Here is a 24003-nt window from a genome sequence, read left to right on the forward strand (position 1 = left end):
ACTGGCGATGGTGGAAGCTTGGAGAAAACGCCGAAGCGATAGGGATCCACCATGCCGTCCATCGATCTGAACGCCGACGTCGGGGAGTCCTTCGGCAGCTGGAGCATGGGCGATGACGCGGCCATCTTCGGTTCCGTTTCCAGTGCGAACATCGCCTGTGGATTCCATGCCGGGGACCCGAGCACCATCGCCACGACAGCACGCGCCGCCGTCACCGCGTCGATCACCATCGGCGCGCACGTGGGCTACCGCGACCTGGTCGGTTTCGGCCGGCGTTTCATCGATGCCTCCCCCACCGAGCTGGCCGACGACGTGCTCTACCAGCTCGGAGCGCTCTCCGCCATGGCCCGGGCGGCCGGTGGAAGCGTCAAGTACGTCAAGCCCCACGGCGCCCTCTACAACGCGATAGTGCACCACGAGGCCCAGGCCAGGGCCGTCATCGACGGGATCAGGGCGTTTGGCGGGGAGCTGCCGGTGCTGCTGCTGCCCGGCTCGATCGCCCTGGAACTAGCGGACAAGGCCGGATTGCGCGGTGTCACCGAGGCCTTCGCCGATCGGAACTACACCCCCGAAGGCACATTGGTCCCCCGCCGGGACCCCGACGCGCTGCAACACGACCCGGAGGCAGCCACCGTCAACATGCTCCGGATGGTCACCGAGGGACGGGTGAAGGCCGTCGACGGGTCGCTGATCCCGATGAAGGCGGAGAGCATATGCGTGCATTCGGACGCCCCGGGCGCAGTCGCCCTGGCCTCGCACCTGCGTGCCGCCCTGGAAGACGCCGGGGTCCGGATCAACGGCTTCGCGTGAGCATCACGGCGATCCACCGTGCCGGTCACCGTTCGCTGCTCCTGGACCTGTCGGGGCCCGGCACGGCGCTGGCCCTGTCCTCGATGCTGGAGGCCGAGCCCCTGTCCGGACAACAGGAAGTGCTGCCCGGCGCCGGCTCGGTCCTGCTCTCCTTCGATACGGCTGCATCCGCCCGCCGGGCGGTTCCGGTGCTGCGCACCCTGGACCCGGGCGAGCTGCCCCCGGGTACCGGGAAGCTGGTCGAGATCCCCGTCCACTACAACGGGGCGGACTTGGACGAGGTCGCGGCGCTGACCGGACTCAGCCGCGAGGCGGTCATCTCCATCCATTGCGCCCACCCGTGGCTCGCCGTGTTCGGCGGCTTCGCCCCGGGGTTCGCCTACCTGGCAGCAACGGGCGGCGAGTTGTTCGTACCACGACGCGACACCCCGCGCACCAGGGTCCCCGCCGGTTCGGTCGCCCTGGCTGGCGGCTATTCGGCGATCTATCCGAGTCCATCGCCCGGGGGCTGGCAGCTGGTCGGGCACACCAATGCGCGACTCTGGTCACTGGAGCGCGCCGAACCAGCACTGATCCAAGCCGGGAACCGGGTCCGGTTCCTGCCCGCACGCGAGCATCTGCCTCCGCTCCAAACCCCGGAAAGCCACCCGGAAGGGCCCACCGAGCCCGGTGCCGATGCGCTGGAGGTCTTCGCCTCCGGGTTGCAGTCACTGCTGCAGGATAAGGGCCGTCGCGACATGGCCGGTATCGGGGTCGGAACCTCGGGCTCGGCCGATGCGGCTTCTGCGGCACAGGCAAACCGACTGGTCGGAAACGATTCCGGGGATGCCGTCATCGAGAACCTGTTCGGCGGTTTGTCGCTGCGCGCCCACGGTGACCAGGTCCTTGCCGTCACCGGCGCCCGGACCGGGCTGCTGGTCACATCACCCGGCGAGACCGGCCTGGTATCCACACCCGCCCAGGACGCACCGTTCCTGCTCCCCGACGGGCACCTGCTCACGCTGGGCCCGGCACGGGAAGGGCTGCGCTGCTATGTGGCTGTCCGCTGCGGATTCAACGAACCGGCGGTGCTGGGCAGCCGCTCGACCGACACGCTCTCGGGCCTCGGTCCGCAACCATTGGTTCCCGGACGGCTACTCCCGCTCGGCGCAGCAGCCGGGTCGCGCATCGTGGGCCATCCGGAGCCCGGTACCGTGCCCGAAGCGGGTTTCGCGGAGCCCGTCTTCCTGCGCGTGATCCCGGGTCCGCGCGATGACTGGTTCGGCTCTGCGGGCCTGGAGCGGCTGTGCGGGCAGGAATGGCTGGTGGATGCTGCTTCAAACCGGGTCGGCCTCCGCCTGGCGCTGCCCGTGGGCTCGCTGCCGCTGGAACGGATCAGGGCCGGGGAACCGGACAGCGAGGGCATGGTCACCGGCGCGTTGCAGGTGCCGCCGTCGGGACTGCCCGTGTTGTTCCTGGCCGATCATCCGGTGACCGGTGGCTACCCGGTGATCGGCGTCGTGGCCGAACGCGATGTGTGGACGGCCGCCCAGTTGCGGCCCGGGACCCGGATCCGGTTTTCCCTGGCAGACGAAGACGCCCCGGTCGAATAACGACCGGGGCGTGCCGCGGATACCTCGTGGTTCCGCTTACTTCTTGGGTACTGCTACCTCCAGGTGGCTGACGACATCGGCCTTGGTGCGCAGGTCATCGATCAGCGACTGCACTGCGGTGTTTTCCTTCTCGTCCAACGCCTGCTTCTTGAACGTCGCCTTCACGTCCTTGAACGCCGGGATCTTGGTCTTGGCCCCGGTCGCCGCGTCCGACTGCTCCTGGGCCTGGACTGCAGCATCGTAGGCCTTGCGCACTTCCTCGTCGGTGACGGTGAAGGGATCGAACATCTCCTTGATGAGCTTCTGGATCTTGACCTGGCGGACCAGCTGCTCATTGACCTGCTTCGCGTCGATGCCCTGCTTCTTCATCGCTTCGAGGAACTTGGCCGAGGTCAACGAACTCGCCTTGGCGATCTCGGCGAGCGCCGCGTCGGTTTCCTTCTTCGATGCGGTGAGCTTGTGCTTGTCCGCTGCCTGGCTCAACAGTTCGGTGCTGACCATGCCGGTCAGGGTCTGTTCCTTGAGCAGTGCCTGGTCCACCGGCTGCCCGGTGGTTGCGGCCTGCGCCGAAGCCTGGCTGAACTGCCCCTCGTAGGTCTTGGTGAACTCGGCCTTGGTGATCGGCACGCCGTCGACCTCGGCCACCGGATCAGGGATCCCCGCGACATCGGGCGTGGTCGCCTGATCGGTGGCGGGACTGGACGCGGCGGGGGTGGGCGCCGGCTCCGGGGCCGATGAGCAACCGGCGAGCACCGCCAGGGAGCAGGCTAGGGCCAGGGGCAGCAGCAACTTTTTCAGCACGATCGGACCTTCAGTCAGGCGGTGGGGGACCTGGCGAGAATATCAGCCGAGACTGGTGGCTCGCTGAATACCCACTGATGGACGCCGGCAGTTGGACACGACATCTCAGCTGGTTGCCGGGTGTCTGATTGAGCATCATCTCCACGTCGACTTCCTTGGCCCAGGGCCTACGGGCACTCTCCGATACCGAGGCACACGAACCCTGGAATTCAAGAACTGGCCAATCGTGCGGATGGAGAACTTCTGCTGCGCATCATTGGCCGACTCGCCAGGTGACAGCGGCGGAGATCCATCCGCGGCGGTCAGGCCAGTGACATGAACAGCTTTTCCATTTCCTTGCGGTCCATACTCGGATCCTCGCTGGTCAGGCACTGCTCAAGCCCCGTGGCGATAATCGCGAAACCGGCACGGTCGATGGCCTTGGAAACGGCTGCGATCTGGGTGACCACATCCTTGCATTCGGCACCCTCCTCAAGCATGCGGGTGACAGCGGCCAACTGACCCTGGGCCCGCTTGAGGCGGTTGATGACCGGCTTGAGTTCCGTGGGATCGAGCTTCATGGGGACATTCCTTTTCCTAGTCGTCTAAACCTCCATCAATCATACCCCTGGGGGTAATTTGGATACCCAGCGGGGTATATGAGAGGCTGGACGCACCACCGCCCATTCCCCTGGAACGCGGCAGCACTCCATCCACCACCACGCAAGGAGCCCCCCTCATGTGCAGGCCAGTCAAATGCAAGAAATGCTCGAAGACCACCTGGGCCGGCTGCGGTAACCACGTCCAGGATGTCATGCGGCACATCCCCAAGAACGAGCGCTGCAGCTGCGACCCCAACGCGCCCCGGGAAAAATCCGGCGGATGGCTTTCCCGGCTCCTCGGCGGCAGGTAGCCCACACCTCGACCATCACCCCTCCACCCGGAGATCACCACACGTGATGCGAGTCACCAGCAAAGGCTCGTTTGCCGCTAGTCTGAAGCAGTGATCTTCCTCAATGACGTGAAACCGGCCTACGACCTCACCTATAACGACGTGTTCATGGTGCCGTCCCGCTCGGCCGTCGCCTCGCGCACCGGCGTCGATCTGAGTACACCGGACGGGACCGGCACCTCGATCCCGTTGGTAGTCTCCAACATGACGGCCGTTGCCGGCCGCCGCATGGCCGAAACGGTGGCCCGACGCGGCGGCATCGCCATCCTGCCCCAGGACATCGGCCAGGAGGCGGCAGCCGACATGATCGCGCAGGTGAAGCGGGCCCATCCGGTCTTCGAAACCCCGATCACCGTCCAGGTCGACGATGCCGTTGCCACGGCGCTCTCGCTACTCGGCAAGCGCGCCCACGGCGCCGCAGTGGTTCTGGACGGACATCTCCCGGTGGGTATCGTCGCCGAAAAGGACTGCCTCGAGGTGGACCGATTCACCCGTATTTCGCAGGTCATGACCACGGATATCGTCACCGTGGCACCGGATGCCGATCTGCGCTCCGTCTTCGACACGTTGACCGGCCGCCATCTGGGCATGGTCCCGGTGATCGACGGCGAACGCCTGTCCGGAGTACTCACCCGCAAGGGCGTGCTGCGCTCCACCATGTACTCCCCCGCGGTGGACCCCGAGGGCCGGTTGCTGGTCGGTGGAGCCGTCGGGATCAACGGCGACGTGCGGGCCAAGGCCACCTCGCTGCTCGAATCCGGGGTCGACGTGTTGGTGGTCGATACGGCGCACGGTCACCAGGAAAAGATGATCGAGGCACTGCCGGCCATCACCGCCGCACGGGACGACTTTGCCCAGCGCACCGGGCGCCGGATCCAGATCGCCGCCGGAAACGTCGTCTCGGCCGCGGGCGTCGCCGATCTGGTCGCCTCCGGGGCCGACATCCTGAAGGTCGGGGTGGGCCCGGGGGCGATGTGCACCACCCGGATGATGACAGGAGTGGGCCGCCCCCAGTTCTCCGCCGTGCTCGAATGCTCGAGCGCGGCCATCGAGTTGGGCGCCGAAGTGTGGGCCGACGGCGGCGTAAAGTACCCGCGCGACGTCGCACTGGCCCTGGCCGCGGGAGCCGGTTCGGTGATGATCGGATCCTGGTTCGCCGGAACCTACGAATCCGCCGGGGACCTTTCCCACGACGCGAACGGCCGCCTCTACAAGGAAAGCTTCGGCATGGCCTCGGCGCGCGCGGTGCAGCAGCGCACCCGCCACCAGTCGGCCTTCGACCGGGCCCGCGCCGGGCTCTTCGAAGAGGGCATCTCACAGTCCCGGATGTACCTGGATCCGGCCCGACCGGGCGTCGAGGACCTGATCGACTCGATCGTTTCCGGGGTGCGCTCGGCCTTCACCTACGCCGGGGCCGACTCGATCGGGGAGTTCCGGCGCCGGGCCATCGTCGGGGTGCAGTCAAGCGCCGGCTACGAAGAAGGAAGGCCGCGCGACACCTCCTGGTGACGTACCCCCTTCCCGGTTTCCACCGCTCACCCGCCGCCGCTGCCTGCCTTTCCGGCCATGGCGTCCGCGTCCTTCGCCCGGCTTGGACACTCGGCATCCGGGCCGTATCCGCACCACTAGAAGCACCATCGGCCCGGCCCGTGGCACGCGTCAAGGTGACAGCTCACTGTCGGTTGGATTCTCGCATCCCCTGCTTCAAAGGAAGCCACCTCGACGCCACCCTGACAACGGTGTGCCCGCACCCCGTGGCATGGACCCCGCACCGGGCCCCCTGCCGGTACAGTCGAGCCTTTACCAATCTCATTTTTCAAAGGAGTTTCATTGTTCGGGGGAAACAACACGGCAGGGGTCGCCAGGCTCCGGCTTGCCACGGTCGTCGCCACCATGTTCAGCGTCGGACTCGTCGCCACGGGCTGTACGACAGCACCGGTACCGACGGCCGACAAGGCCGAGCCACACGCCACCGTGGTTCGCGTGATCGACGGAGACACCATCGTCGCCGACGTTTCGGGAACCGAGGAAACCATTCGATTGCTGAACCTCGACACCCCGGAAACCAAGGATCCGAGCGTGCCAGTCGAATGCCTTGGCCCGGAAGCCACGGAATTCATGGAATCCCTGCTGAATCCGGGCGACGAGATCGACCTGGAATACGACGTGCAGCGCCTTGATGCGTACGGCCGCACACTGGCGGGCGTCTACAAGGACGGCTCCCTGGTCAATGCGGACATCGCAGCGGCGGGTCTCGGCGTGGCGGTGACCTACCCACCGAACGAACGCTTCTACGCCGAGGTGAAGGCCGCAGAAGCCATGGCACAGAAGGCCGCAGAAGGGCTCTTCAGTCCGGACGTCGCCTGCACCGTTCCCGCCATGGCGACGGCGGTCATCGACGATCTGGAAAACCTCGAACCGGCCGACCCCGGGTCTTCGGCGTCGGCGGGCAAGGCCTTGGCCGTCGTCTCGGCCGCCGTGGTTGCCGGAAAGGCGAAGAGAGCGGGCCTGAAGGCCTTGAATACCGCCGATGACGGGGTCCGCGGTGCCGTCTGGGCTACCAGCAAGGGCAGGTACCTGCCAGGGGTCGATTCCGCTCTCGAAGGCGCGCGGACATTGGAAACCCAGCTGACCAAGGACCTTTCGGTTCTGGCCAAGAAGGAAAAGGCCGAACGCCTGGCAAAGGCCGAGGCAAAGAAGAAGGCAGAGGCCAGGCAAAAGGCAATCGTGGCCGAGCAGCAAGCAGCGGCCCGGCGCAAGGCAGCAGCCACGAAGCGTTACGTGGCCCCGAAAAAGAGCTACCGGGCACCGGCACAACCCCGAAAGCGAAGCACCGGTGGCGGATCATACTCCGGCTACAACGGTCCGCGCTGCTACGCGCCGGGCGGAAAGAGCTGGAGGCCCTGCTGACCACCAGGCCAGTCCTCCCCGGACACGGGATGCCCACCTGCTCCGCACCGAGCTGACGGCAGCCCCGGCGGAAAACCCCGCGAGCCTTGACCTAGGGCTGACATGGGGTTGAACTGATCCCATGGCAACAGCTGGCACGGCAATCGAAATAAACGCGCTGCGGGTGCGGCGGGGGAAGACCGAGGTCCTCTCCGGGCTGGTGCTGAGCGTTCCCGCCGGCGCCGTCGTGGGCCTGCTGGGTCCCAGCGGATGCGGCAAGACCACACTGATGCGCTCCATCGTGGGCACCCAGAAAACAGCCGGCGGGGACGTGCTGGTGCTGGGTGAACCGGCAGGCTCCCCCGGCCTGCGCCGCCGGGTCGGTTACATGACCCAACAGGCAAGCATCTACGAAGACCTCTCCGTGAGGCAGAATCTGAAGTACTTTGCCCGAGTCCTCTCGACCGGAGCCGAGGACGTAGCCCGGGTGCTCGAGCTGACCGATCTGAGCGCCAAGACCGACCAGCTTGCAGCTTCCCTCTCCGGAGGCGAACGCAGCCGGCTGTCCCTGGCGGCGGCGTTGCTGGGGCGTCCCGAGCTGCTGGTGCTCGACGAGCCGACCGTTGGGCTTGACCCGGTGTTGCGGGCCGACCTCTGGGCCCTTTTTCGTCTGCTCGCAGACGCCGGAACCACGCTGCTGGTATCGAGCCACGTCATGGACGAGGCGACCCGTTGTGACAGGCTGCTGCTCATGCGCGAGGGCACGATCATCGCCGACGATTCGCCCGACGGACTGCTTGAATCCACCGGAACAAGCACCGCCGAGGCAGCATTTCTCGCCATCATCGCTCAGGACGGGAGCCGCAAACCGCCACCGAAGGAGCAGGTCGCCGCACCTCCGCCTCCGGCGCCCCGGCACCGCCTCAGCGAAGGCGACACGCCATGAACGCCTCCGGGACGCTAGCCACCGCTGGTCGGGTGTTGAACCAGATCCGGCACGATCCGCGCACTATCGGGCTGCTGCTGCTGGTGCCCAGCCTGCTCATTGGCCTGGTTGCCTGGATCTTCACCGACACCCAGGTCTTCTCGACCATCGGGCCGGCGATGATTGCACTTTTCCCCTTCATCATCATGTTCCTGGTCACCAGCATCGCCACCCTGCGTGAACGGCGCAGCGGCACCTTGGAACGGTTGCTGAGCATGCCGCTGGGCAAGGGCTCGTTCATTCTGGGTTATGCGTTGGCGTTCGGCCTGCTGGCAGTGGTACAGACAGGCATTGCCGTCTGGTTTTCAGTGGGTTTCTGCGGGCTGGAGATCAAGGGCCAAATCTGGCTGCTCTTTGCCGTGGCAGTGGCAGATGCTCTGCTGGGAACGGCATTGGGCCTTTTGGCCAGCGCCTTTGCCCGTACCGAATTCCAGGTCGTGCAGTTCATGCCGGCCTTTATTTTCCCGCAGATCCTGCTTGGCGGGATCTTCCTGCCCCGGGACCAGATGCCCGCGGTCTTGGAGACAATCGGCGACTGGCTTCCGCTCTCCCACGCCATCGACGCGTTGACGGCGACGGCCGATAACTCGCAGGACGCCGGCTACATCGGCGTCCGGCTCCTGTTCATCGGCGCATGGATCATTGGATCGCTAGTCCTCGGTTCGGTGACCCTGCGCCGGCGTACCGCTTAAGCCGGGGTCGCCATTGCTCGCTGGCTACAGCCAGGGTGCGGTGCCCTGCGAATGCTCGAATACCAACGAGGTCTGGGTACTGGCCACCGCGGGGTTCGCCGACAGGTTATCGAGCACGAACTGGCGCACGTCATCCGAATCGCGCACGGCCACATGGATCAGGAAATCATCGGTGCCACCCAGGAAGAACAGCTGGGTGACGCCGGGCTTGGCCCGCATCTCCTCTGAGAAGGCGCCCATCAGGTGCCTTGCCCCGGGCCGGATCCGCACGAAGATCAGCGCCTCGAGCGCATGGCCCAGAACCTCGGGGGCCACCTCGACGGTGAATTTGCGAATCACCCCGGCCGAACGCAGCGCGTTGAGCCGGGCCAGGCAGGTGGAGGGGGCGATGCCGAGCTCCTCGGCCAGGGAGTTGTTGGTCCGGCGGGAGTTCTCGGTCAGCATGCGCAGCAGACCACGATCGATGTCATCCAGCTCGACGGGAGCCCGGCCCCTGATTTTCTTCGACGCTGCGGGCATTTTCGTACCAACTTCCGTAGGAATTCAACTATTTCATCATAAACCCCTACGAATATCAGCCGATGGGTACAATCAGCCGTAGAAAGCCCAGGATCGGGCCAGGAAGTTCAGTTCGGATTTATCTACCATGAAGCCCCGGGCCACGCCCGGGTCGGCCAGGAGCAGCGCATGATCATCGGCGTCCCGAAGGAAGTCAAGAACAACGAGTTCCGGGTGGCTATCACCCCGGCCGGAGTTGCCGAGTTCATGACCCACGGCCATGAAGTGGTCATCGAGGCCGGGGCAGGGCTCGGTTCAGGGATCACTGACGGATACTTCGCCGCGGCCGGCGCGAGGATCCTCGAGGATGCCGATGCCGTCTGGTCCACCGCCGGGATGGTACTCAAGGTCAAGGAGCCGCAGCAGGCCGAATACCACCGGATGCACGAGGGCCAGATCCTCTTCACCTACCTGCATCTGGCCGCCTCGGCCGCCTGTACCAACGCACTGCTCGAATCCGGCACCACCGCCATCGCCTATGAGACGGTGGCTTCGGGCCGCGCACTGCCACTGCTGGCACCGATGTCCGAGGTCGCCGGCCGGCTTGCCGCGCAGATCGGGGCGGTCCACCTGCAACAGCCCAACGGCGGCTCGGGCATCCTGATGGGCGGGGTCCCGGGTACCCGCCCGGCGAAGGTCGTGGTGATCGGCGGCGGCGTGGCGGGCGAGAATGCGGCGGTGGCAGCCGTTGGGATGGGCGCCGACGTGACCATCATCGACATTTCGTTGTCCCGGCTGAAGGAGATCGACACAGTTCACCAGGGCCGGATCAAGACGCTTGCCTCCTCGAAGTATGCCATCGGCGTCGAGGTTGCGGAAGCCGACCTGGTCATCGGCTCGGTGCTGATCCCGGGTGCCGCGGCACCGAAGCTGGTCACCTTGGACATGGTCGAGCGGATGCGTCCCGGTTCGGTGCTGGTGGACATCGCCATCGACCAGGGAGGCTGTTTCGAGGGCTCGCACGCCACCACCCACGAGGACCCGACCTTCAAAGTCCACGATGCCATCTACTACTGTGTGGGTAACATGCCCGGCGCCGTTCCGCAGACCTCGACGGCCGCCCTGACCAACGCCACGCTTCCCTATGCGCTGCGCATTGCCGACAAGGGCTGGGAACAGGCCATGCGCGAAGATGCAGGACTTGCCGAGGGCCTCAACATCCACGCCGGCCAAGTCACCTACGCACCGGTTGCCGAGGCGCTGGGGCTCAGGCATGTGGAAACGGGTTCACTGCTCTAGGAGCGGATCCGGTGCGGCATCGGCACGAAGAGCTCAGCCTTCCCGGCGCCGGTACCTGATCCAGGCAACCGTCACGAGGACCACCAAGACCGCAGCGCCGGCGATCCACTGCCAACCCAATGCGAACCAGGCCAGGAACACCGCCATGCCAACGGTGGAATACAGCAAGGCCCAGAGCAGGCAACCAACGATGACCGAGGGAATATACCGTCCCAGTGCCATCCGGCCCACGCCGGCGCTGGCGTTCACGGCGGTCTGGATGCCGACGGTCAGGAACGCGAGCGGGACGGCGAAGATGCCCCAGCGGGTGATGAACTTCTGTGCCCGCTGGTAGATCGGCCCGGTCAGAAGATGCTCGAAGCGGGTGTGCTGCACTCCGGCGGCGATGCCGCGGCCCAGCCAATAGGTGGTGTTGGCACGCGCCATGGCGAGCAGGAAAAGAAACGAAAATGCCCATCCAAAGGGTGCGTCCTTGTACCAATCCATGCTCGCAAGTCTATCGGCCGGTCGATATCCAGCTGACCGTTTTCAGGGTGACGCGGCGCGCACCCGGCGACCGGCCCGGCGCCTCAGGCTACCGATTTGATCCGGCGGACCAGGTAGGCGCCGGTGAGGCCGATCAGGGCCGCCACGACGAACAGTGCCGTATACCCGCCGAGCACCTTGACCGAGAAAAGTGCCAGCGCCGGAGCGATGACCTGCGGCAATGAGTTGGCGATATTGATGATGCCCAGATCCTTGCCCCGCCCCGCAGCAGAGGGGAGCACCTGGGTGAGCAGCGCAAAGTCCACGGCGAGGTAGGCGCCGAAGCCGGCCCCCAGCACGGCGGCACCGACCAGCGCGCCGGCCCACACCGGGAAGATCGCCATGATCAGCGCGGCACAGGCGATCACGATGGAGGCCCCCATGACAAAGACCTTGCGCCGCCCCGTCCGATCGCTCCACGGGCCGGCCAGCACCGCGGTGATGATCACCATGACGGCATAGATCCCGGTGAGGATCAGCACGCCCTCGGCGGGGTTCGGGTACTTGATCACGTCGGTGAGGAAGAAGAGCAGGTAGACGATGGTCATCTGGTTGCCCACGTTCATCATGAAGCGTGTGAGCCATGCCCAGCCGAAATCAGGGTTGTGTGCCGGATTGATCCAGAAACCGGACAGGAAGGAACGCCAGGCGAACGGCGGACGCGCGCTTTCCGGGAGTTCCGGATCATCCGGTTTGATCATGTAGGGAATCACCGAAACCGCCAGCGCGACGGCGCAGATGAAATAGCCCACGGCGATGTTTCCGGTGATCACGAAGCCCACCACCGAGCCGAGCATGATGCCGGCCGTCTGTCCCATGGCGGCCATCCCGCCCACACGCCCGCGCTGGAGCACCGGCACCCGGTCCGGGATGGCCGCAGTGACAGCCGAGTACATCGCGTTGGCGCCGGCCTGCACGCCGCACCAGGCCAACAGCATCAACGCGACGCTCGAGGCGCCGGCCAGGAAGAGCAACGACGCCACACCGAGGATGGCACCGACAAGGATCCACGGTGAACGGCGTCCCAGCCGTGATGTGGTTCTATCCGACAGCGCACCGAAGAGCGGATTGGCTACCAGTGCCACCGAGGCGCCGCACGCCGTCACCAGCGTCAGGATGGCTTCCTTGCTTTCCGGGGAGATGGCAGTGGCCTGCAGCCCGAGCAGGATGTTGATCGGCGCAAAAAAGGCGATGTTGATGCCGACATTGACCAGCGCTACCCCGGTGACCCAGCCCCTGGTGACCCTCCGGGTGGGTTCGGCTAGCGCCTCCGGGGCAGTCTCGGGGCTCCCTCCCGGTCCGGTGATGCGGAAATCACCCATCACAGCATCCCGGAGATCAGACCAGTCCCGATGGATCCAACCAGCCCGATGATCAATAGCCAGGCGATGGGCTTGTGGTATTTGCGCAACTTGTTCATGGTCAGTTCATCGTAGGCGAGTAGCTGGTCCCGAGTCCTCCCGGGAGACCTTTGCCCGGCGGGGTTGGCAGGAATCGAAACGCTATCGTGACCCGCCAGCAGCCCTCAGTCCGGGCCCGATGGCCGCACATTGCATCTAATGGGAGCGCATTTAACCACACCCTAGCGGCCCTCAGCGCGTCCGCCGCCGCCAACTAGCCGGGCGCCAGCTAGTCTGGAAGCATGACCGAAGCGCTCCCGCCGGAACGAACCTGGAAGCCGCGGCACCGCGGCTGGAAGCTGGCGCACCACTTGGTGCCGGCCTTCGTCCTGATCACCTTCCTCGCAGGCATCGGCATCCTCTCGATTTACTACGGACGACTGACCCTGGCCAGCGCAATCATCACCATCGCCGTCGCCGCTGCGGCCGCCGTGATTTCCGTCTTCATGCGCCCCGCCGATGATGCGGAGACCGGGCTTGCCGACGTGCAAACCAGCACCGGGGTGCGCGCCGGAACCTACTTCCCGATGTTCCCGGTGTCCAAGGTGCTGGCAGCGGTCATCGTCGGCTTCGGCGTCATAGCCACGATCTCCGCGCTAGCACTCGGGGCGAAGCTACTGTTCCTGCATAATTCCAGGCCGTTGTTCCTTGCCGTCGCGGCGACGATCGCCCTACTGGCCGCAGGGCTGCTGATCCTGGCCAAGGGTCTGGGCATGGCCAGGCTGGCCGCGGCCGCCCAGCCGGCAGGAGTCTATTTGACTCGCAGCCGGGTCCTGGTCTTCGGCGCCCAGGGCAGCCGCGAGATGTACTGGGCTGAGGTCGGCAGGATCGACGCCGAGGACCCCCCGGGCCGCCACCCGCTCGGACTGCGCGGACCGGCGCTGCTGATGCTGCGTAAGCAGCCGGGCCCCCCGGCGCCGGGCAGCCCCATCTCCGACCAGAGGTACGACCGGATGCAGATCAACGTGCAAGACCTTGCCGTGGACCCTGACCGGCTGCTTGCCGCACTGGATTTCTATGCCGGGCATGGGCCCGAACGCGCCGAGCTGGGGACCGCCGCATCGCTGGAACGCATAGCCATGTTGGCTTAACGGTGTTGGCTTAACGGGCCAGCTTGCGCAGGTCCACGGCGGGATCGGCGAGCAGGTCGGCGGCGACGACGATCCGGCGGTCGATGATCCGGCGGGCCGCGCGGATCGCAAGCCCCCCGTCAATGGATGCGGCTCCGGCCATGGTGCCGTCTGCCGCCAGCCGGAAGACCACCTGCGAACCGTCGGGATTCGAACGCACCACGCTGGTTCCCGGGGCCGCCATGTCACCGACGCCCTCCACATGCACCCCATGCCGGTCGGACCAGAACCAGGGCGCTCCGGGAGATGCCGGGTTCTGGCCCAGCAGCGCCGCAGCCGTTACGGCCCCGGCATTGCGGGCGTTTTCCCAGTGTTCGGCCCGGCGTTCCAGATGCCCGTCGGCGGCACGGATCCGGGCCACGTCGCCCACGGCGAAGACCCGGGGCGCCGAGGTGCGCCCATGCGGATCGATGATGATGCCGTTGTCGGTCTCCAACCCGGCGGTCTCGGCGAGCGCCGTGTTCGGGACGATGCCCACTCCCACGAGCACCGCGTCGGCCTCGATGCTCCGCCCGGATTCCAGGTGGACGGTGCGGACCGGTCCCTCGGCGGTGATCTCGACGGGAAGGCCGGTGAGGACCTCGATGCCGCGATCCGCATGCATCAGGTGCAGCCGGGTGGCCAGTTCGGGACCCAGCGCCGGAACCAGCGGCGGGTCGATGGGGTCGATCAGCACCACGGTGGCGCCGAGTTCCAGGGCGGCGGAGGCAACCTCGGCGCCGATGAGTCCGGCACCGATGATCGCCAGCCGGATGCCGGGGGCCAGCGCAACACGCAGCCTGTCGGCGTCGGCCATGGTGCGCAGCTCGAAGAGCGCCGGGTCCCGGGCCCCGGGGATCGGCAACCTGCGTGCACTGCCCCCGGTGGCAAGCACCACGGCGTCGGCATTAAGCGTCTGCCCGTTCTCCAGCACTACGGTGCCGGTAGCTGCATCCAGCGCAACCACACTCCCGGTCACGAGCGTGATCCCCTGTTCACTGAACCAGGCGGCGGGTGAGAGTTCGATGTCGGCCACCCCTCGGCGCCCGAGCAGGTATTCTTTGCTCAGCGGGGGCCTGTCATAGGGCAGCGGGGCCGGGTCCACGATGGACAGCGCGCCGGCGTAGCCCCGGGCGCGCAGCTCCCGGGCGGTGTTGTATCCGGCCAGACCACCGCCGATGACCAGAACTGATGCGGGATTCACGGGGTGGTCTTCCATTTAGGCGCCGGCGTGGGGGAAGAGCAGGATCTCCCCGTCCTTCACCTCGACCTTGTGCGATCGGGCGGCGACCGTTGCCGGCAGGCACAGTGCGGCGCCGGTCTTCAGGCAGAAGCGGGCGGAGTGCACCGGGCATTCCACCTCGGTACCTTCAACCCAACCCTCCGCCAGCGAGGCCGTTTCATGGGTGCATTCGTCGTTGATGGCGTAGAAGTTGCCATCCTCGGCGTGGAAAATGGCGATGTCCTCGCCCGTACCGTTTTCGTCGCCAGGGACGACCATGGCCTCGCCCTCGTCGATTGCGTCGACGGAACCCACATTGATTGGATCGCTCACGGTACTACCCCTTGGTTGGTGCTGGTGCGGCACATTCGGCCGCCCTCCCCTCAAGTGTTCCCCGCCGTGTGCCCAAAGGGCAATTGGGCTGCCCGTCCTCCTGCCGTTTCCCCGCACGGCGAACGGCAGGGGTTTCCTCCCCGACCTGTCAGCCGCCCTCCCCGAAAGCACCGGCGATATCCACCGCGGCCGCAGCGGTCATCTCTCCGCCATCGAGCTTCACCTCGTAGACCATGGTCCGCAGCCCGTTTCCCACCAGGATCCAGGCAGTGGTTTCGCCGCGGCTCACCTCAAGGCCCGTCAACCGGGGATCAAGGTGGCAGAGGTGCCTGGAAGAGGAGCCCAAGTCGTCAAGGAGCTCGCACCACACCTCGTGGCGGCCGGGGTCACCGGGTATCGTATCGGGTTCCCCCTCGAAGGGAGCCCGGACAGTGGCACCTCGTTTCCTGAGCGACTGCACGATCTGACCGCGGGTGCCATCCAGCTGAAGCGTGACCTCGCCACCCGGAAATCGGATGACGGCAGCGTCCCCGGTGGACCCCAATTCGGTGAAAAGCGATGCAGCTTGGGTGCGTTCCACCATCGCGAGCTCGCGGAGGAGGCGCCCTGCAGGGGTCATTCGGAATTCCATGGTGGCACACTAGCGGGTCTGTGCCGGTTTCCATACCCTGAACCCATGGACATGCCCTTCATGGAATCGCAAGGTGCGGGCCCCGCCAGACGCACCGTTCTGGGTTTCGGCTCGCTGGTTGTGGGACTCGGGTTGCTTTCGGCTTGTACCCCGTCCGCCGGCCCCACCCCTGATCCGACGGCACCATCCTCCGATCCCGCCACCGTACCGGGTCCGGTCATCACCGCCACACTGGCCACGGGATTGGACACACCCTGGTCCATCGCTTTCCTTCCGGGCGCCGAGGCCCTGGTCTCGGAACGCGACACCGGTGCCATCCGGAGCATCGGACCGGCCGGGACCCCGGTCGTGGCAACGGTTCCGGGCGTGGTGCACGGCGGCGAGGGCGGCTTGCTGGGGCTGGCACCCTCCCCCGATTTCACCTCAACGGGGCAGCTCTTTATCTACTACACAGCGGTCGACGGAAACCGGGTCTCACGCTTCGCCCATTCCCGGGCGGGGCTGGGACCCGAACAGGTCCTGGTTTCTGGGATTCCGTCGGCGTCGATCCACAATGGCGGTCGGATCAAGTTCGGTCCAGACGGATACCTCTACATAGGCACCGGCGACGCCGGTCAACAGGATGCGGCGCAGGATATCGGGTCGCTGGGCGGCAAGATCCTGCGCGTGGATCCCGACGGTGCGGCGGCGCCCGGAAACCCTTTCGGTTCGCTGATCTTTTCCTTCGGCCACCGCAACGTCCAGGGACTGGCCTGGGACGCCTCGGGGCGGATGTGGGCCAGCGAGCTCGGCCCGGACCGCGACGACGAACTGAACCTGATCACCCCCGGGACGAACTACGGTTGGCCGCTGGTGACCGGCGCCCAGGCGGATGTGCGCTTTGAACCGGCAGCCCATGTCTGGCCATCCACCGCCGATGCCTCCCCCAGCGCCTTGGCCATCGACGACGGCGTCGCCTATGTTGCTGCGTTGCGCGGGGAAAGGCTCTGGACCCTGCCGCTGCCCACACGTGGCCGGGAGAATGCCGGCGGGGGAACCCTGTCTGGATCCACCGAGTACTTCCAGGGAGAATACGGTCGGTTGCGCGATGTGGTCCGGGCACCGGATTCCAGCCTGTGGATCGCCACGAACGAGGGCTCCTCCTCGCGGATCCTGCGGTTGGTTCCAGGCAGGGGATGACCCAGCCGACGCCACGGCAACGGTTTGCGGCACGTCACCCCGCTGGGTACCGCCCCGTCCAGCGCCGCTATCGGCGGTCAGCCGCCGTAGATGATGTTCCATCGCCGCACGGTGCGTTCGGCGATGAGGCCGTGGGCATGGAAGGGATCCCCGTTCATGAGCAGGGCCACTGCGTCGGCATCTTCGCCCTGGATGATCAATAACGCGCCCGGGATGCCGTCGTCGTTAAAGGGACCGCTGGTCAACAGCGTTCCGTCTTCGAACAGGGCACGCAGGAACTCCACGTGACCGGGCCGGTGATGATCGCGTTCGGGGAGTGTCGACTCGATGTAGCTATAGGTAACGGCGAATGCTGCCACGATGCCTGTGGCCTTTCCCTAGAATTTCCGCACCCCGGAGCGGGGTCTGCACATAATCTGCCAGCCCGGGGGCGCTGCGTCCACTTTGCTACGGCGCAGCCTGACGGTGCGTCAAGATGCAGGTGCGCATGCAAGGAGCCGCAGCAAATTGCAAGGTGCCCTGTACCCGCCGCAGCGATGCGCGCATTGCGCCCTGCGGGATCGGATCGGGTGTTTGCCGGGGCCCAGGCGTTCGAGTCCCGGCACGGCCCGCAACGCCCGCGAGTCACGGCAAGAGTGCCAGCTTGGCCGGGGCGTCGGTACCGTCGAGGGGATGCCCGGGTTATCGTGGGGAGGTCCAGCAACCGTCCGGAACCTCTGGAGCACATCATCATCGATTCCAAGACCATCGTCATCACCGGTGCCAGCAATGGGATCGGCGCCGCCGCCGCCCGAAAGCTCTCCGCCCTGGGTCATCAGGTGGTGCTGGTCGGAAGGAACCGCGAGCGGACCGCCGCGCTGGCGTCCGAGTTGAAGTCCGGATATTTCCTGGCCGATTTCTCCGACCTCGCAGAGGTCCGGGAACTGGCCGCAAACCTACGGGCGGCACACCCGCGCATCGATATCCTGGCGAACAACGCCGGGGGCATCTTCACCGATGTCCGGCAGGAAAGCCATGACGGACACGAGCTGACCTTCCAGGTGAACTACCTTTCACCATTCCTGCTGACCAGCTTGCTCCTCGACCGGCTGGTGGCCAGCCACGGGACAGTGGTCAACACCTCATCGGTGGCCAGCCGCCTGTATGGACATCTGGACCTGGAGAACTTGGAAAGCCGGGGTTCCTACACCGCCGCCCGTGCCTACGGCACCGCAAAGCTGGCACAGATCCTTTTCACCGGCGAGTTGCAACGGCAGTACGGTCCGGCCGGGCTCAACGCCGCAGCCTTCCATCCGGGCATCGTTTCCAGCGGATTCTCCGCCGGGCCCGGGGACGCCATGCGCGGCGTGTACCAAAACCGGTGGATCAAGCCGTTCCTCACCCGTCCGGAAAAGGGTGCGGACACCCTGGTGTTCCTTGCGACGACACCCGCGGGAACGGGGTGGAAGCCCGGGTCCTATTTCGTCCGGCGCAAACTTTCCAAGGTCCCCGGCCAGGCATCCGACACCGCGCTGTCCACGGCGCTCTGGGAGCGCAGCAAGGCACTTCTGGCACTGGACTAGGCCACCGCCCCGGTGGCATCGTTCATCTGGGTGCGGTCGGATCGGCCGGCGCATCCTGCCGCCGTTCCTTGAGCAGGTCCTTGTTGCGCACCAAACGCAGCGCGGTGACCAGAAGCAGCCCCCCGATCATATTGAACAACAGCGTATAGCCGAACCACCCCAGCCAATCGAGGTAGCTCACCTGCACCCCGGCATGGATGGCCCCGAAGATCAGTAGTGAATCGAGAATGGAGTGGAAGAGTTGCAGGCCGGCAAGCAGGAACCCGCCGGAGACGGCCGCGATGATCTTGGCCACCTCCGAGTCGGTGCCGTGCTGCATGCGTGTCATCAGCGTGATGGTGCTGCCGCCCAGGACCGCCAGACACACCGATTGCCAGCCGAATCCGGCTCCCGTGAAATGCTCGGCGCTGGACCTCAATTCAGGTATCCACTGCGGAAAGGCCTGCACGACAATCCACATGAAACACCACCCGCCGACGAGGTTCATGACCAGGGTCCCGCCCCACAGCTTGAAAAGCTGACCGATTCCGGCCTCCTTGGCGGCCACTGCGGCGATCGGGACCAGGAACCCCTCGGTGAACAGCTCGCTTTTGGCCAGCAGCAGGGCAACGAACCCGATGCCGAAGGCCAGCCCTGCCAGCAGATGGTCCTGCGTCTGGTGCATGACCGCCAGGTAAGCCATCACCCCGATGCCCACTTCCAGCCCGCCGAAGGTTCCGGTCACGAGGATGGTTGGCCAGGTCCGCGCCAGGCGTTGGGCACCTTCCTCGACGATGCGGTCGAAGGACTCCTCGATCTCCGACTCGACCGGGGCATCATTGCTCCCCAACTGCCGTCTGCGCGCATCCGAACTCATCGGGGTCCTCCGTCCCGTTGCACGATCGGCTGAATTTCCCCTGCGGCACCCCACCGAGTGCGTGAATCATCGTTCACAGTGAGGGCCCCGCCCGTCTTGGGCCGAGCCATCGGCCAACTAGGCGACCCCGTTGCGATCGGTGCACGTTCCAAAGACATCACATCGGGGTGATGCGGCCCCGGATGCGGTGACAGCCTCCCCGGCAGCGAACCGGGCCACTGTCCCCTGTCGATCTCCGAGAACCCCCTGGTGTCCACCCTGCCGACGAACATCGACCGGGAGCATTCAAGTGCCTCCCCGGCGCCATCACGGAAGCTGGCAGAGGGGTTCAGGACGGGTCGCATCCGGAGGTCTCCTTTCAGGGGTGCGGCAGGTTCCGCATCCTCATTCTCCATCCCCCCGGCTCACATGGATAGATGCACATCACGTCAAACTAGTTGCACCTAGGCAACCAATTCTATATAGTTGACATTAATCAACCATCTTCCACGTTTTTTGGAGTCACGTTTTGCCCCGAGAAAAAACCACCGTTAAAGCGGCACCCGCCCTGTCCGAATCAGGCATGACCCATCGCCAGGTACTCCAGTCACTGACCGGCCTGCTCATGGGCATGTTCGTATCGATCCTGGCCGGCACCGTGGTCTCCACGTCGCTGCCAGTCATCCTCTCCGACCTCAAGGGCGACCAGACCGCCTACACCTGGGTCATCACCGCCACCCTGCTGGCCACCACGATCTCTACCCCCATCTGGGGCAAGCTCGCCGACCTGTCCAACCGCAAGGTGCTGCTGCAGCTCTCACTGGTCATCTTCGTGGTTGCCTCGGCCATCGCCGGGTTCTCGCAGGACACTTCCATGCTGATCACCATGCGCGTCTTCCAGGGCCTGGGCGCCGGTGGCCTGACCGCGCTGAGCCAGATCGTCATGGCCGATATCATTTCTCCGCGTGAGCGCGGCAAGTACATGGGCTTGTTTGGTGCCGTCATGGCCCTGGGCACCGTGGGCGGCCCGCTGATCGGCGGCTTCATCACCGACTCGATCAACTGGCGCTGGAACTTCTTCATAGCACTGCCGTTCGCCGCCATCGCCATCATTCTCATCCAGAAGACCCTGCACCTGCCCACCAAGGCCAAGCGCAAGGTCAGCATCGACTATGCAGGCATCGTCCTACTCACCGCAGGCGTCTCGCTTCTCCTGATCTGGGTTTCCCTCGGTGGCAAGCAGTTCGACTGGGCTTCAAGCACCAGCATCATGATGGTTCTCGGTTCAGCCGTGGCGCTGATCGCCTTCATCATCGTGGAACTGAAGGTCTCCGAGCCGATCATCCCACTCTCGATGTTCAAGAACCGCACCTTCACCCTTGCCGTCTTCGCTTCGATCTCAGTGGGCGTGTCGATGTTCGGCACCTCGGTCTTCCTGGCCCAGTACATGCAGTTGGCCCGCGGTGCCAATGCCACCCAGTCCGGCCTGATGACCATTCCCATGATGGCAGGCCTGTTGATCGTCTCCACCGTGGCCGGCGCCCTGATCTCCAAGCATGGTAAGTGGAAGGCGATCATGGTCACCGGTTCGCTGCTCCAGCTCGCCGGGCTCTACCTGCTGGGGACCATCCACTTCGACACCAACTTCGTCCTCGTCTCCGTCTACATGTTCCTGTTGGGCGCCGGCCTGGGCATGGTCATGCAGAACCTCGTACTGATTGTCCAGAACGCAGTCACCCCCGCCGAAATCGGCGTGGCCAGTTCCGGCATCGCCTTCTTCCGCTCCCTGGGCGGAACGGTCGGCGTTTCGGTCCTGGGTGCGCTCATGGCCACCAAGGTCGTGGACCTGTTGGGCGCCCGGGCCGCAGACATGCAGGCAGCCATCGCGGCTTTGGGCGAAAAGGGAAAGGAAGTGGGCGCGGCGCTGGCTAGCGGCAACATCCCGTCGGTCCACAGCCTGCCGGACTCGGTACGCACCATCATCGAGTCTGCCTACGGCGACGCCGTGGCACACGTCTTCATGATTGCCGCCCCCCTGAGCATCCTCACCATCCTGGCCATCGTCTTCCTGCCGAACCTGGAACTGAGCAACCAGACCCGGCACCAGCGCGAAGAGACCGACGCCGCAGCGGCACTAACCGCCGAGGGGTCGGAAGCTACCGAAATCCTGATGGCCGACGCCGAAGCAGCCGTAGGGGCTTCGACCCCCGGAGTCGGTCCGGAAGCGGGACGCCGCTAGCATGAACTGCCTGACCGATCCTTTCTCGCTGCAGGCTGCAGGAGCCGGCTCCGATTCCGCTCTGACCGAGGCGATCGGGGAAGTTGAGAAACAGTTCGGCACCATGGTCATCAAGGCCCGGACCAGCATCAGGGACCGGGCTGCGGCCATCCATCCCGAGCTGCACCCGATGGGCTTCAAGGTCCTGACCATCCTGTCCCAGTCAGGACCCATGCAGCAGGTGGGCCTGGCCGAGGCGGTACGGATCGACAAGGCCATGATGAGCCGCACGATCAAACAGCTCGAGGAGTTTGGCCTGGTGTCCCGTTGCACCGATCCCAGCGACGGCCGCGCGCTACTGGTTGACATGACCGCCGAGGCCCGCAAACGCTACGATGCGACTCTGGCTCATGCCCGCAAGCTACTCCATGATCGGTTCTCCACCTGGGACCTCGCAGAGGTCCAACGGCTCGCGGACCTACTGGCCAGACTCAACGAGTCCAGTGGCTAACGGCAAATCACGGTCCCGTCCCGACGCAAGATGCGCCGGGACGGGACCGCTTTGGTTCCGGGCATCCGCCATCCGGGCAGGAGGCAGCAGCTTCGCCTGTGCTCAGTCCACCCTGCGTGCATGCGCCCGGGTTGCTGCCGCAGCGTAGCCGGAGTGTGACCCCAGATGACAGAGGCATTGCCTCCTGTGCCGGCGCCTTGGAACAATCGAAATCAGAATCAAGAGCCCCCACCGCAAGGCCCTGGCCGGTTGGGCAGCAACCCCCTTCGTCATAGCGGGGTGCTCCAGGTGAGGATTCGACGCCACCATCAGGACCGGCGTAAGTATGGCGATATGCCTTGGCATGCGCCACGAGGCCAAGGAATGAGACCATGTCCGAAACGCTGCTTGAACCCACCGGGCTCGAGAACCTGCGAAGCGCCAGGCTAGACGCCGCAGGGTCGGCTTGGAGCGAACGCATAACCACCAACGCGGCCTTCGCGGCGCTGACTTTCACCACCAACGGCAGAGCCGAGGGTTCGGTTGCCACGGATATCACCGCCGGAAAGCACGGCTTCCGGGTCGATGAACCGGCCGGCTTGGCTGGCGGCGATTCGGCGCCCAGCCCGGTCGAATACGCGCTCGGCGCGCTGATTTCCTGCCAAGTCGTCGTCTATCGGCTCTATGCCCACCAGCTGGGCATCAAGATCGACTCGCTGGAGATCAAGGCCGAGGGCGATCTGGATGTGCGCGGGCTCTTCGGTATCAACAGTTCGGTCCGCGCCGGCTTCTCCGGTGTCCGCCTGCTGGTCAACGTCACTGGGCCGGAAACCCGCGAACGCTACGTCCAGCTCCAGGTCGCAGTCGATGCGCACTGCCCGGTGTTGGACCTCTTCACCAACCCCACCCCGGTTTCCGTGGAACTGGTGACCGAAAACTAGCGCCCGACCCAGCCGATGCCACCCATCGGCGTGACGCCGGGTTTTCCGATGGAATAAACCCGGCGTCACACCGGTTGGCCAAAGCATGACCCACGGCACACTCAGCTCCCCGTCCACCTCACTCGCCATCAAGGACCTCGGCACGGTCAACCGCTTGGGCTACGGCGCCATGCGCATCACCGGCCCAGGGATCTGGGGTGAACCCGAGGACCGCCCGGCCGCACTGGCCACCGTCCGCCGCGCGGTGGAACTCGGCGTGGACTTCATCGACACGGCCGACTCCTACGGACCGGACGTCTCCGAGCAGATCATCGCCGAAGCGCTGCATCCCTATGCCGCCGGGCTGCGCATCGGCACCAAGGCCGGTCAGACTCGTACCGGACCGAACCAGTGGGTTCCGCTCGGCCGCGCCGAATACCTGCGCCAGCAGGTCGAACTGAGCCTGCGCAAGCTCAAGGTCGACGCCCTTGACCTGTTCCAGCTGCACCGCATCGACCCGAAGGTACCCGTCCAAGAGCAGTTCGGCGTCCTGCGCGAGCTCCAGGAGGAGGGCAAGGTCCGCGCGCTGGGCCTCTCGCAGGTCACCGTCGCCGAACTGGAAACAGCAGCCGAGTACTTCACCGTCGCCAGCGTGCAGAACCGCTACAACCTCACCGACCGCTCATCCGAGGACGTCCTGCATTACGCGGAGGCCCACGGGATCGCGTTCATCCCCTGGGCTCCCATCTCGGCCGGGGCACTGTCTGCACCCGGTGGAGTGGTGCACGAGGTGGCCCAACGGCTCGGAGCGACGGCCTCGCAAGTGGCCCTTGCCTGGCTGCTGCACCGGTCCCCAGCCATGCTCCCGATCCCCGGCACGTCCTCCGTGAATCACCTCGAGGAGAACTTGGGCGCGTCCAAGCTGCTGTTGGATGAGGCTGCGTTTGCCGCCCTGGACGCGGCCGGGCGCGCGGAATACGAGGCCGGAAAAAGCTAGCACCGACCCGGTCCCGCTGCTCCCCTGACCCGCGGAATCCCCGCGGGCGTAGGGTCAACCAGCCGATGCACCTCTCAGGGAAATG

At 65.7% G+C, this 24003-nt stretch carries 24 protein-coding genes and 1 riboswitch; of the genes, 14 read left to right on the top strand and 10 right to left on the bottom strand.

What is annotated here, in order from left to right; all coding sequences use genetic code 11:
• The first annotated feature begins 51 nt into the window (after positions 1 to 51).
• Together E9229_RS04025 and E9229_RS04030 are read left to right on the top strand one after the other, a co-directional pair.
• The gene (locus E9229_RS04025) at positions 52 to 810 is read left to right on the top strand and encodes a LamB/YcsF family protein (protein WP_183509988.1); all 759 of its coding nucleotides are present in this window, start codon (positions 52 to 54) and stop codon (positions 808 to 810) included.
• Positions 807 to 2402 carry a 5-oxoprolinase subunit B/C family protein gene (locus E9229_RS04030; RefSeq protein WP_312855592.1) on the top strand — a complete coding sequence of 532 codons (1596 nt, stop codon included), beginning with the start codon at positions 807 to 809 and terminating at the stop codon, positions 2400 to 2402. Before E9229_RS04025 ends, E9229_RS04030 begins: the two co-directional genes overlap by 4 nt.
• 36 nt (positions 2403 to 2438) lie before the next feature.
• On the opposite strand, the gene E9229_RS04035 is transcribed toward E9229_RS04030, so the two are convergent.
• Positions 2439 to 3203, bottom strand: coding sequence for a SurA N-terminal domain-containing protein (locus E9229_RS04035; RefSeq protein WP_183509990.1), 765 nt, complete (start codon positions 3201 to 3203; stop codon positions 2439 to 2441).
• A gap of 302 nt (positions 3204 to 3505) precedes the next feature.
• Complete coding sequence (locus E9229_RS04040) at positions 3506 to 3763, bottom strand: metal-sensitive transcriptional regulator (protein ID WP_183509991.1); 258 nt, start codon at positions 3761 to 3763, stop codon at positions 3506 to 3508.
• A 422-nt stretch (positions 3764 to 4185) separates the two neighbouring features.
• Between E9229_RS04040 and E9229_RS04045 the strand changes: the two genes are divergently transcribed.
• From E9229_RS04045 to E9229_RS04060, 4 genes are all read left to right on the top strand, one after another.
• Positions 4186 to 5643 carry a GuaB1 family IMP dehydrogenase-related protein gene (locus tag E9229_RS04045; protein ID WP_183509992.1) on the top strand — a complete coding sequence of 486 codons (1458 nt, stop codon included), beginning with the start codon at positions 4186 to 4188 and terminating at the stop codon, positions 5641 to 5643.
• A 321-nt stretch (positions 5644 to 5964) separates the two neighbouring features.
• Entirely contained in the window at positions 5965 to 7044 is a 1080-nt protein-coding gene (locus E9229_RS04050) for a thermonuclease family protein (protein WP_246380348.1), read from the top strand.
• Positions 7045 to 7165: 121 nt separating this feature from the next.
• Positions 7166 to 7969 carry an ABC transporter ATP-binding protein gene (locus tag E9229_RS04055; protein WP_183509993.1) on the top strand — a complete coding sequence of 268 codons (804 nt, stop codon included), beginning with the start codon at positions 7166 to 7168 and terminating at the stop codon, positions 7967 to 7969.
• Positions 7966 to 8700, top strand: coding sequence for an ABC transporter permease (locus E9229_RS04060; RefSeq protein WP_183509994.1), 735 nt, complete (start codon positions 7966 to 7968; stop codon positions 8698 to 8700). Before E9229_RS04055 ends, E9229_RS04060 begins: the two co-directional genes overlap by 4 nt.
• A gap of 24 nt (positions 8701 to 8724) precedes the next feature.
• On the opposite strand, the gene E9229_RS04065 is transcribed toward E9229_RS04060, so the two are convergent.
• Complete coding sequence (locus E9229_RS04065; protein ID WP_183509995.1) at positions 8725 to 9219, bottom strand: Lrp/AsnC family transcriptional regulator; 495 nt, start codon at positions 9217 to 9219, stop codon at positions 8725 to 8727.
• Positions 9220 to 9387: 168 nt separating this feature from the next.
• Here E9229_RS04065 and ald point away from each other — a divergent pair, with 168 nt between their 5' ends.
• Positions 9388 to 10497: an alanine dehydrogenase gene (gene ald, locus E9229_RS04070; protein ID WP_183509996.1), complete on the top strand. Its 1110-nt coding sequence runs from the start codon at positions 9388 to 9390 to the stop codon at positions 10495 to 10497.
• A 33-nt stretch (positions 10498 to 10530) separates the two neighbouring features.
• Here the strand turns inward: ald and E9229_RS04075 are convergent, their stop codons facing one another.
• Both E9229_RS04075 and E9229_RS04080 read right to left on the bottom strand, forming a co-directional pair.
• On the bottom strand, positions 10531 to 10983 hold the full coding sequence (locus E9229_RS04075; RefSeq protein WP_183509997.1) for a DedA family protein: 453 nt from the start codon (positions 10981 to 10983) through the stop codon (positions 10531 to 10533).
• 83 nt (positions 10984 to 11066) lie between these two features.
• Positions 11067 to 12344 (bottom strand): MFS transporter, encoded by a 1278-nt coding sequence (locus E9229_RS04080; protein WP_183509998.1) that lies wholly within the window; start codon positions 12342 to 12344, stop codon positions 11067 to 11069.
• Positions 12345 to 12664: 320 nt separating this feature from the next.
• Here E9229_RS04080 and E9229_RS04085 point away from each other — a divergent pair, with 320 nt between their 5' ends.
• Positions 12665 to 13513, top strand: a complete 849-nt coding sequence (locus tag E9229_RS04085; RefSeq protein ID WP_183509999.1) for a hypothetical protein — start codon at positions 12665 to 12667, stop codon at positions 13511 to 13513.
• 10 nt (positions 13514 to 13523) lie between these two features.
• Here the strand turns inward: E9229_RS04085 and E9229_RS04090 are convergent, their stop codons facing one another.
• The 3 genes from E9229_RS04090 to E9229_RS04100 form a co-directional block, all read right to left on the bottom strand.
• Positions 13524 to 14735: an NAD(P)/FAD-dependent oxidoreductase gene (locus tag E9229_RS04090; protein ID WP_312855593.1), complete on the bottom strand. Its 1212-nt coding sequence runs from the start codon at positions 14733 to 14735 to the stop codon at positions 13524 to 13526.
• 15 nt (positions 14736 to 14750) lie between these two features.
• Positions 14751 to 15086, bottom strand: a complete 336-nt coding sequence (locus E9229_RS04095) for a bifunctional 3-phenylpropionate/cinnamic acid dioxygenase ferredoxin subunit (RefSeq protein ID WP_183510001.1) — start codon at positions 15084 to 15086, stop codon at positions 14751 to 14753.
• 148 nt (positions 15087 to 15234) lie between these two features.
• Positions 15235 to 15705, bottom strand: a complete 471-nt coding sequence (locus E9229_RS04100; protein ID WP_183510002.1) for a hypothetical protein — start codon at positions 15703 to 15705, stop codon at positions 15235 to 15237.
• Positions 15706 to 15777: 72 nt separating this feature from the next.
• Here E9229_RS04100 and E9229_RS04105 point away from each other — a divergent pair, with 72 nt between their 5' ends.
• Positions 15778 to 16896 carry a PQQ-dependent sugar dehydrogenase gene (locus E9229_RS04105; protein WP_183510003.1) on the top strand — a complete coding sequence of 373 codons (1119 nt, stop codon included), beginning with the start codon at positions 15778 to 15780 and terminating at the stop codon, positions 16894 to 16896.
• 77 nt (positions 16897 to 16973) lie between these two features.
• Here the strand turns inward: E9229_RS04105 and E9229_RS04110 are convergent, their stop codons facing one another.
• Positions 16974 to 17255: a YciI family protein gene (locus E9229_RS04110; protein WP_183510004.1), complete on the bottom strand. Its 282-nt coding sequence runs from the start codon at positions 17253 to 17255 to the stop codon at positions 16974 to 16976.
• A 327-nt stretch (positions 17256 to 17582) separates the two neighbouring features.
• Here E9229_RS04110 and E9229_RS04115 point away from each other — a divergent pair, with 327 nt between their 5' ends.
• Positions 17583 to 18458, top strand: coding sequence for an SDR family NAD(P)-dependent oxidoreductase (locus E9229_RS04115; protein WP_312855594.1), 876 nt, complete (start codon positions 17583 to 17585; stop codon positions 18456 to 18458).
• Positions 18459 to 18480: 22 nt separating this feature from the next.
• Here the strand turns inward: E9229_RS04115 and E9229_RS04120 are convergent, their stop codons facing one another.
• Entirely contained in the window at positions 18481 to 19314 is an 834-nt protein-coding gene (locus E9229_RS04120) for a formate/nitrite transporter family protein (RefSeq protein WP_183510006.1), read from the bottom strand.
• A gap of 562 nt (positions 19315 to 19876) precedes the next feature.
• Here E9229_RS04120 and E9229_RS04125 point away from each other — a divergent pair.
• The 4 genes from E9229_RS04125 (at position 19877) to E9229_RS04140 (ending at position 23918) form a co-directional block, all read left to right on the top strand.
• Positions 19877 to 21532, top strand: coding sequence for an MDR family MFS transporter (locus E9229_RS04125; protein WP_183511860.1), 1656 nt, complete (start codon positions 19877 to 19879; stop codon positions 21530 to 21532).
• Between the two features lies 1 nt (position 21533).
• A complete protein-coding gene (locus E9229_RS04130; protein WP_183510007.1) occupies positions 21534 to 22022 on the top strand; it encodes a MarR family winged helix-turn-helix transcriptional regulator in 489 nt (162 codons plus the stop codon).
• A 216-nt stretch (positions 22023 to 22238) separates the two neighbouring features.
• Positions 22239 to 22354: riboswitch (SAM riboswitch) on the top strand.
• 39 nt (positions 22355 to 22393) lie between these two features.
• Entirely contained in the window at positions 22394 to 22942 is a 549-nt protein-coding gene (locus E9229_RS04135; RefSeq protein ID WP_183510008.1) for an OsmC family protein, read from the top strand.
• A gap of 85 nt (positions 22943 to 23027) precedes the next feature.
• Complete coding sequence (locus E9229_RS04140; protein WP_183510009.1) at positions 23028 to 23918, top strand: aldo/keto reductase; 891 nt, start codon at positions 23028 to 23030, stop codon at positions 23916 to 23918.
• Positions 23919 to 24003 lie beyond the last annotated feature (85 nt).

The sequence above is a fragment of the Paeniglutamicibacter cryotolerans genome (genome assembly GCF_014190875.1).
GTDB classification, from domain to species: domain Bacteria; phylum Actinomycetota; class Actinomycetes; order Actinomycetales; family Micrococcaceae; genus Paeniglutamicibacter; species Paeniglutamicibacter cryotolerans.

Coding starts and splice junctions, on each gene's coding strand:
- E9229_RS04025 (WP_183509988.1), top strand. CDS start 52: ATGCCGTCCATCGATCTGAACGCCGACGTCGGGGAGTCCTTCGGCAGC.
- E9229_RS04040 (WP_183509991.1), bottom strand. CDS start 3,763: ATGAAGCTCGATCCCACGGAACTCAAGCCGGTCATCAACCGCCTCAAG.
- E9229_RS04055 (WP_183509993.1), top strand. CDS start 7,166: ATGGCAACAGCTGGCACGGCAATCGAAATAAACGCGCTGCGGGTGCGG.
- E9229_RS04060 (WP_183509994.1), top strand. CDS start 7,966: ATGAACGCCTCCGGGACGCTAGCCACCGCTGGTCGGGTGTTGAACCAG.
- E9229_RS04065 (WP_183509995.1), bottom strand. CDS start 9,219: ATGCCCGCAGCGTCGAAGAAAATCAGGGGCCGGGCTCCCGTCGAGCTG.
- ald (WP_183509996.1), top strand. CDS start 9,388: ATGATCATCGGCGTCCCGAAGGAAGTCAAGAACAACGAGTTCCGGGTG.
- E9229_RS04075 (WP_183509997.1), bottom strand. CDS start 10,983: ATGGATTGGTACAAGGACGCACCCTTTGGATGGGCATTTTCGTTTCTT.
- E9229_RS04080 (WP_183509998.1), bottom strand. CDS start 12,344: ATGGGTGATTTCCGCATCACCGGACCGGGAGGGAGCCCCGAGACTGCC.
- E9229_RS04085 (WP_183509999.1), top strand. CDS start 12,665: ATGACCGAAGCGCTCCCGCCGGAACGAACCTGGAAGCCGCGGCACCGC.
- E9229_RS04100 (WP_183510002.1), bottom strand. CDS start 15,705: ATGACCCCTGCAGGGCGCCTCCTCCGCGAGCTCGCGATGGTGGAACGC.
- E9229_RS04105 (WP_183510003.1), top strand. CDS start 15,778: ATGGAATCGCAAGGTGCGGGCCCCGCCAGACGCACCGTTCTGGGTTTC.
- E9229_RS04120 (WP_183510006.1), bottom strand. CDS start 19,314: ATGAGTTCGGATGCGCGCAGACGGCAGTTGGGGAGCAATGATGCCCCG.
- E9229_RS04125 (WP_183511860.1), top strand. CDS start 19,877: ATGACCCATCGCCAGGTACTCCAGTCACTGACCGGCCTGCTCATGGGC.
- E9229_RS04130 (WP_183510007.1), top strand. CDS start 21,534: ATGAACTGCCTGACCGATCCTTTCTCGCTGCAGGCTGCAGGAGCCGGC.
- E9229_RS04135 (WP_183510008.1), top strand. CDS start 22,394: ATGTCCGAAACGCTGCTTGAACCCACCGGGCTCGAGAACCTGCGAAGC.
- E9229_RS04140 (WP_183510009.1), top strand. CDS start 23,028: ATGACCCACGGCACACTCAGCTCCCCGTCCACCTCACTCGCCATCAAG.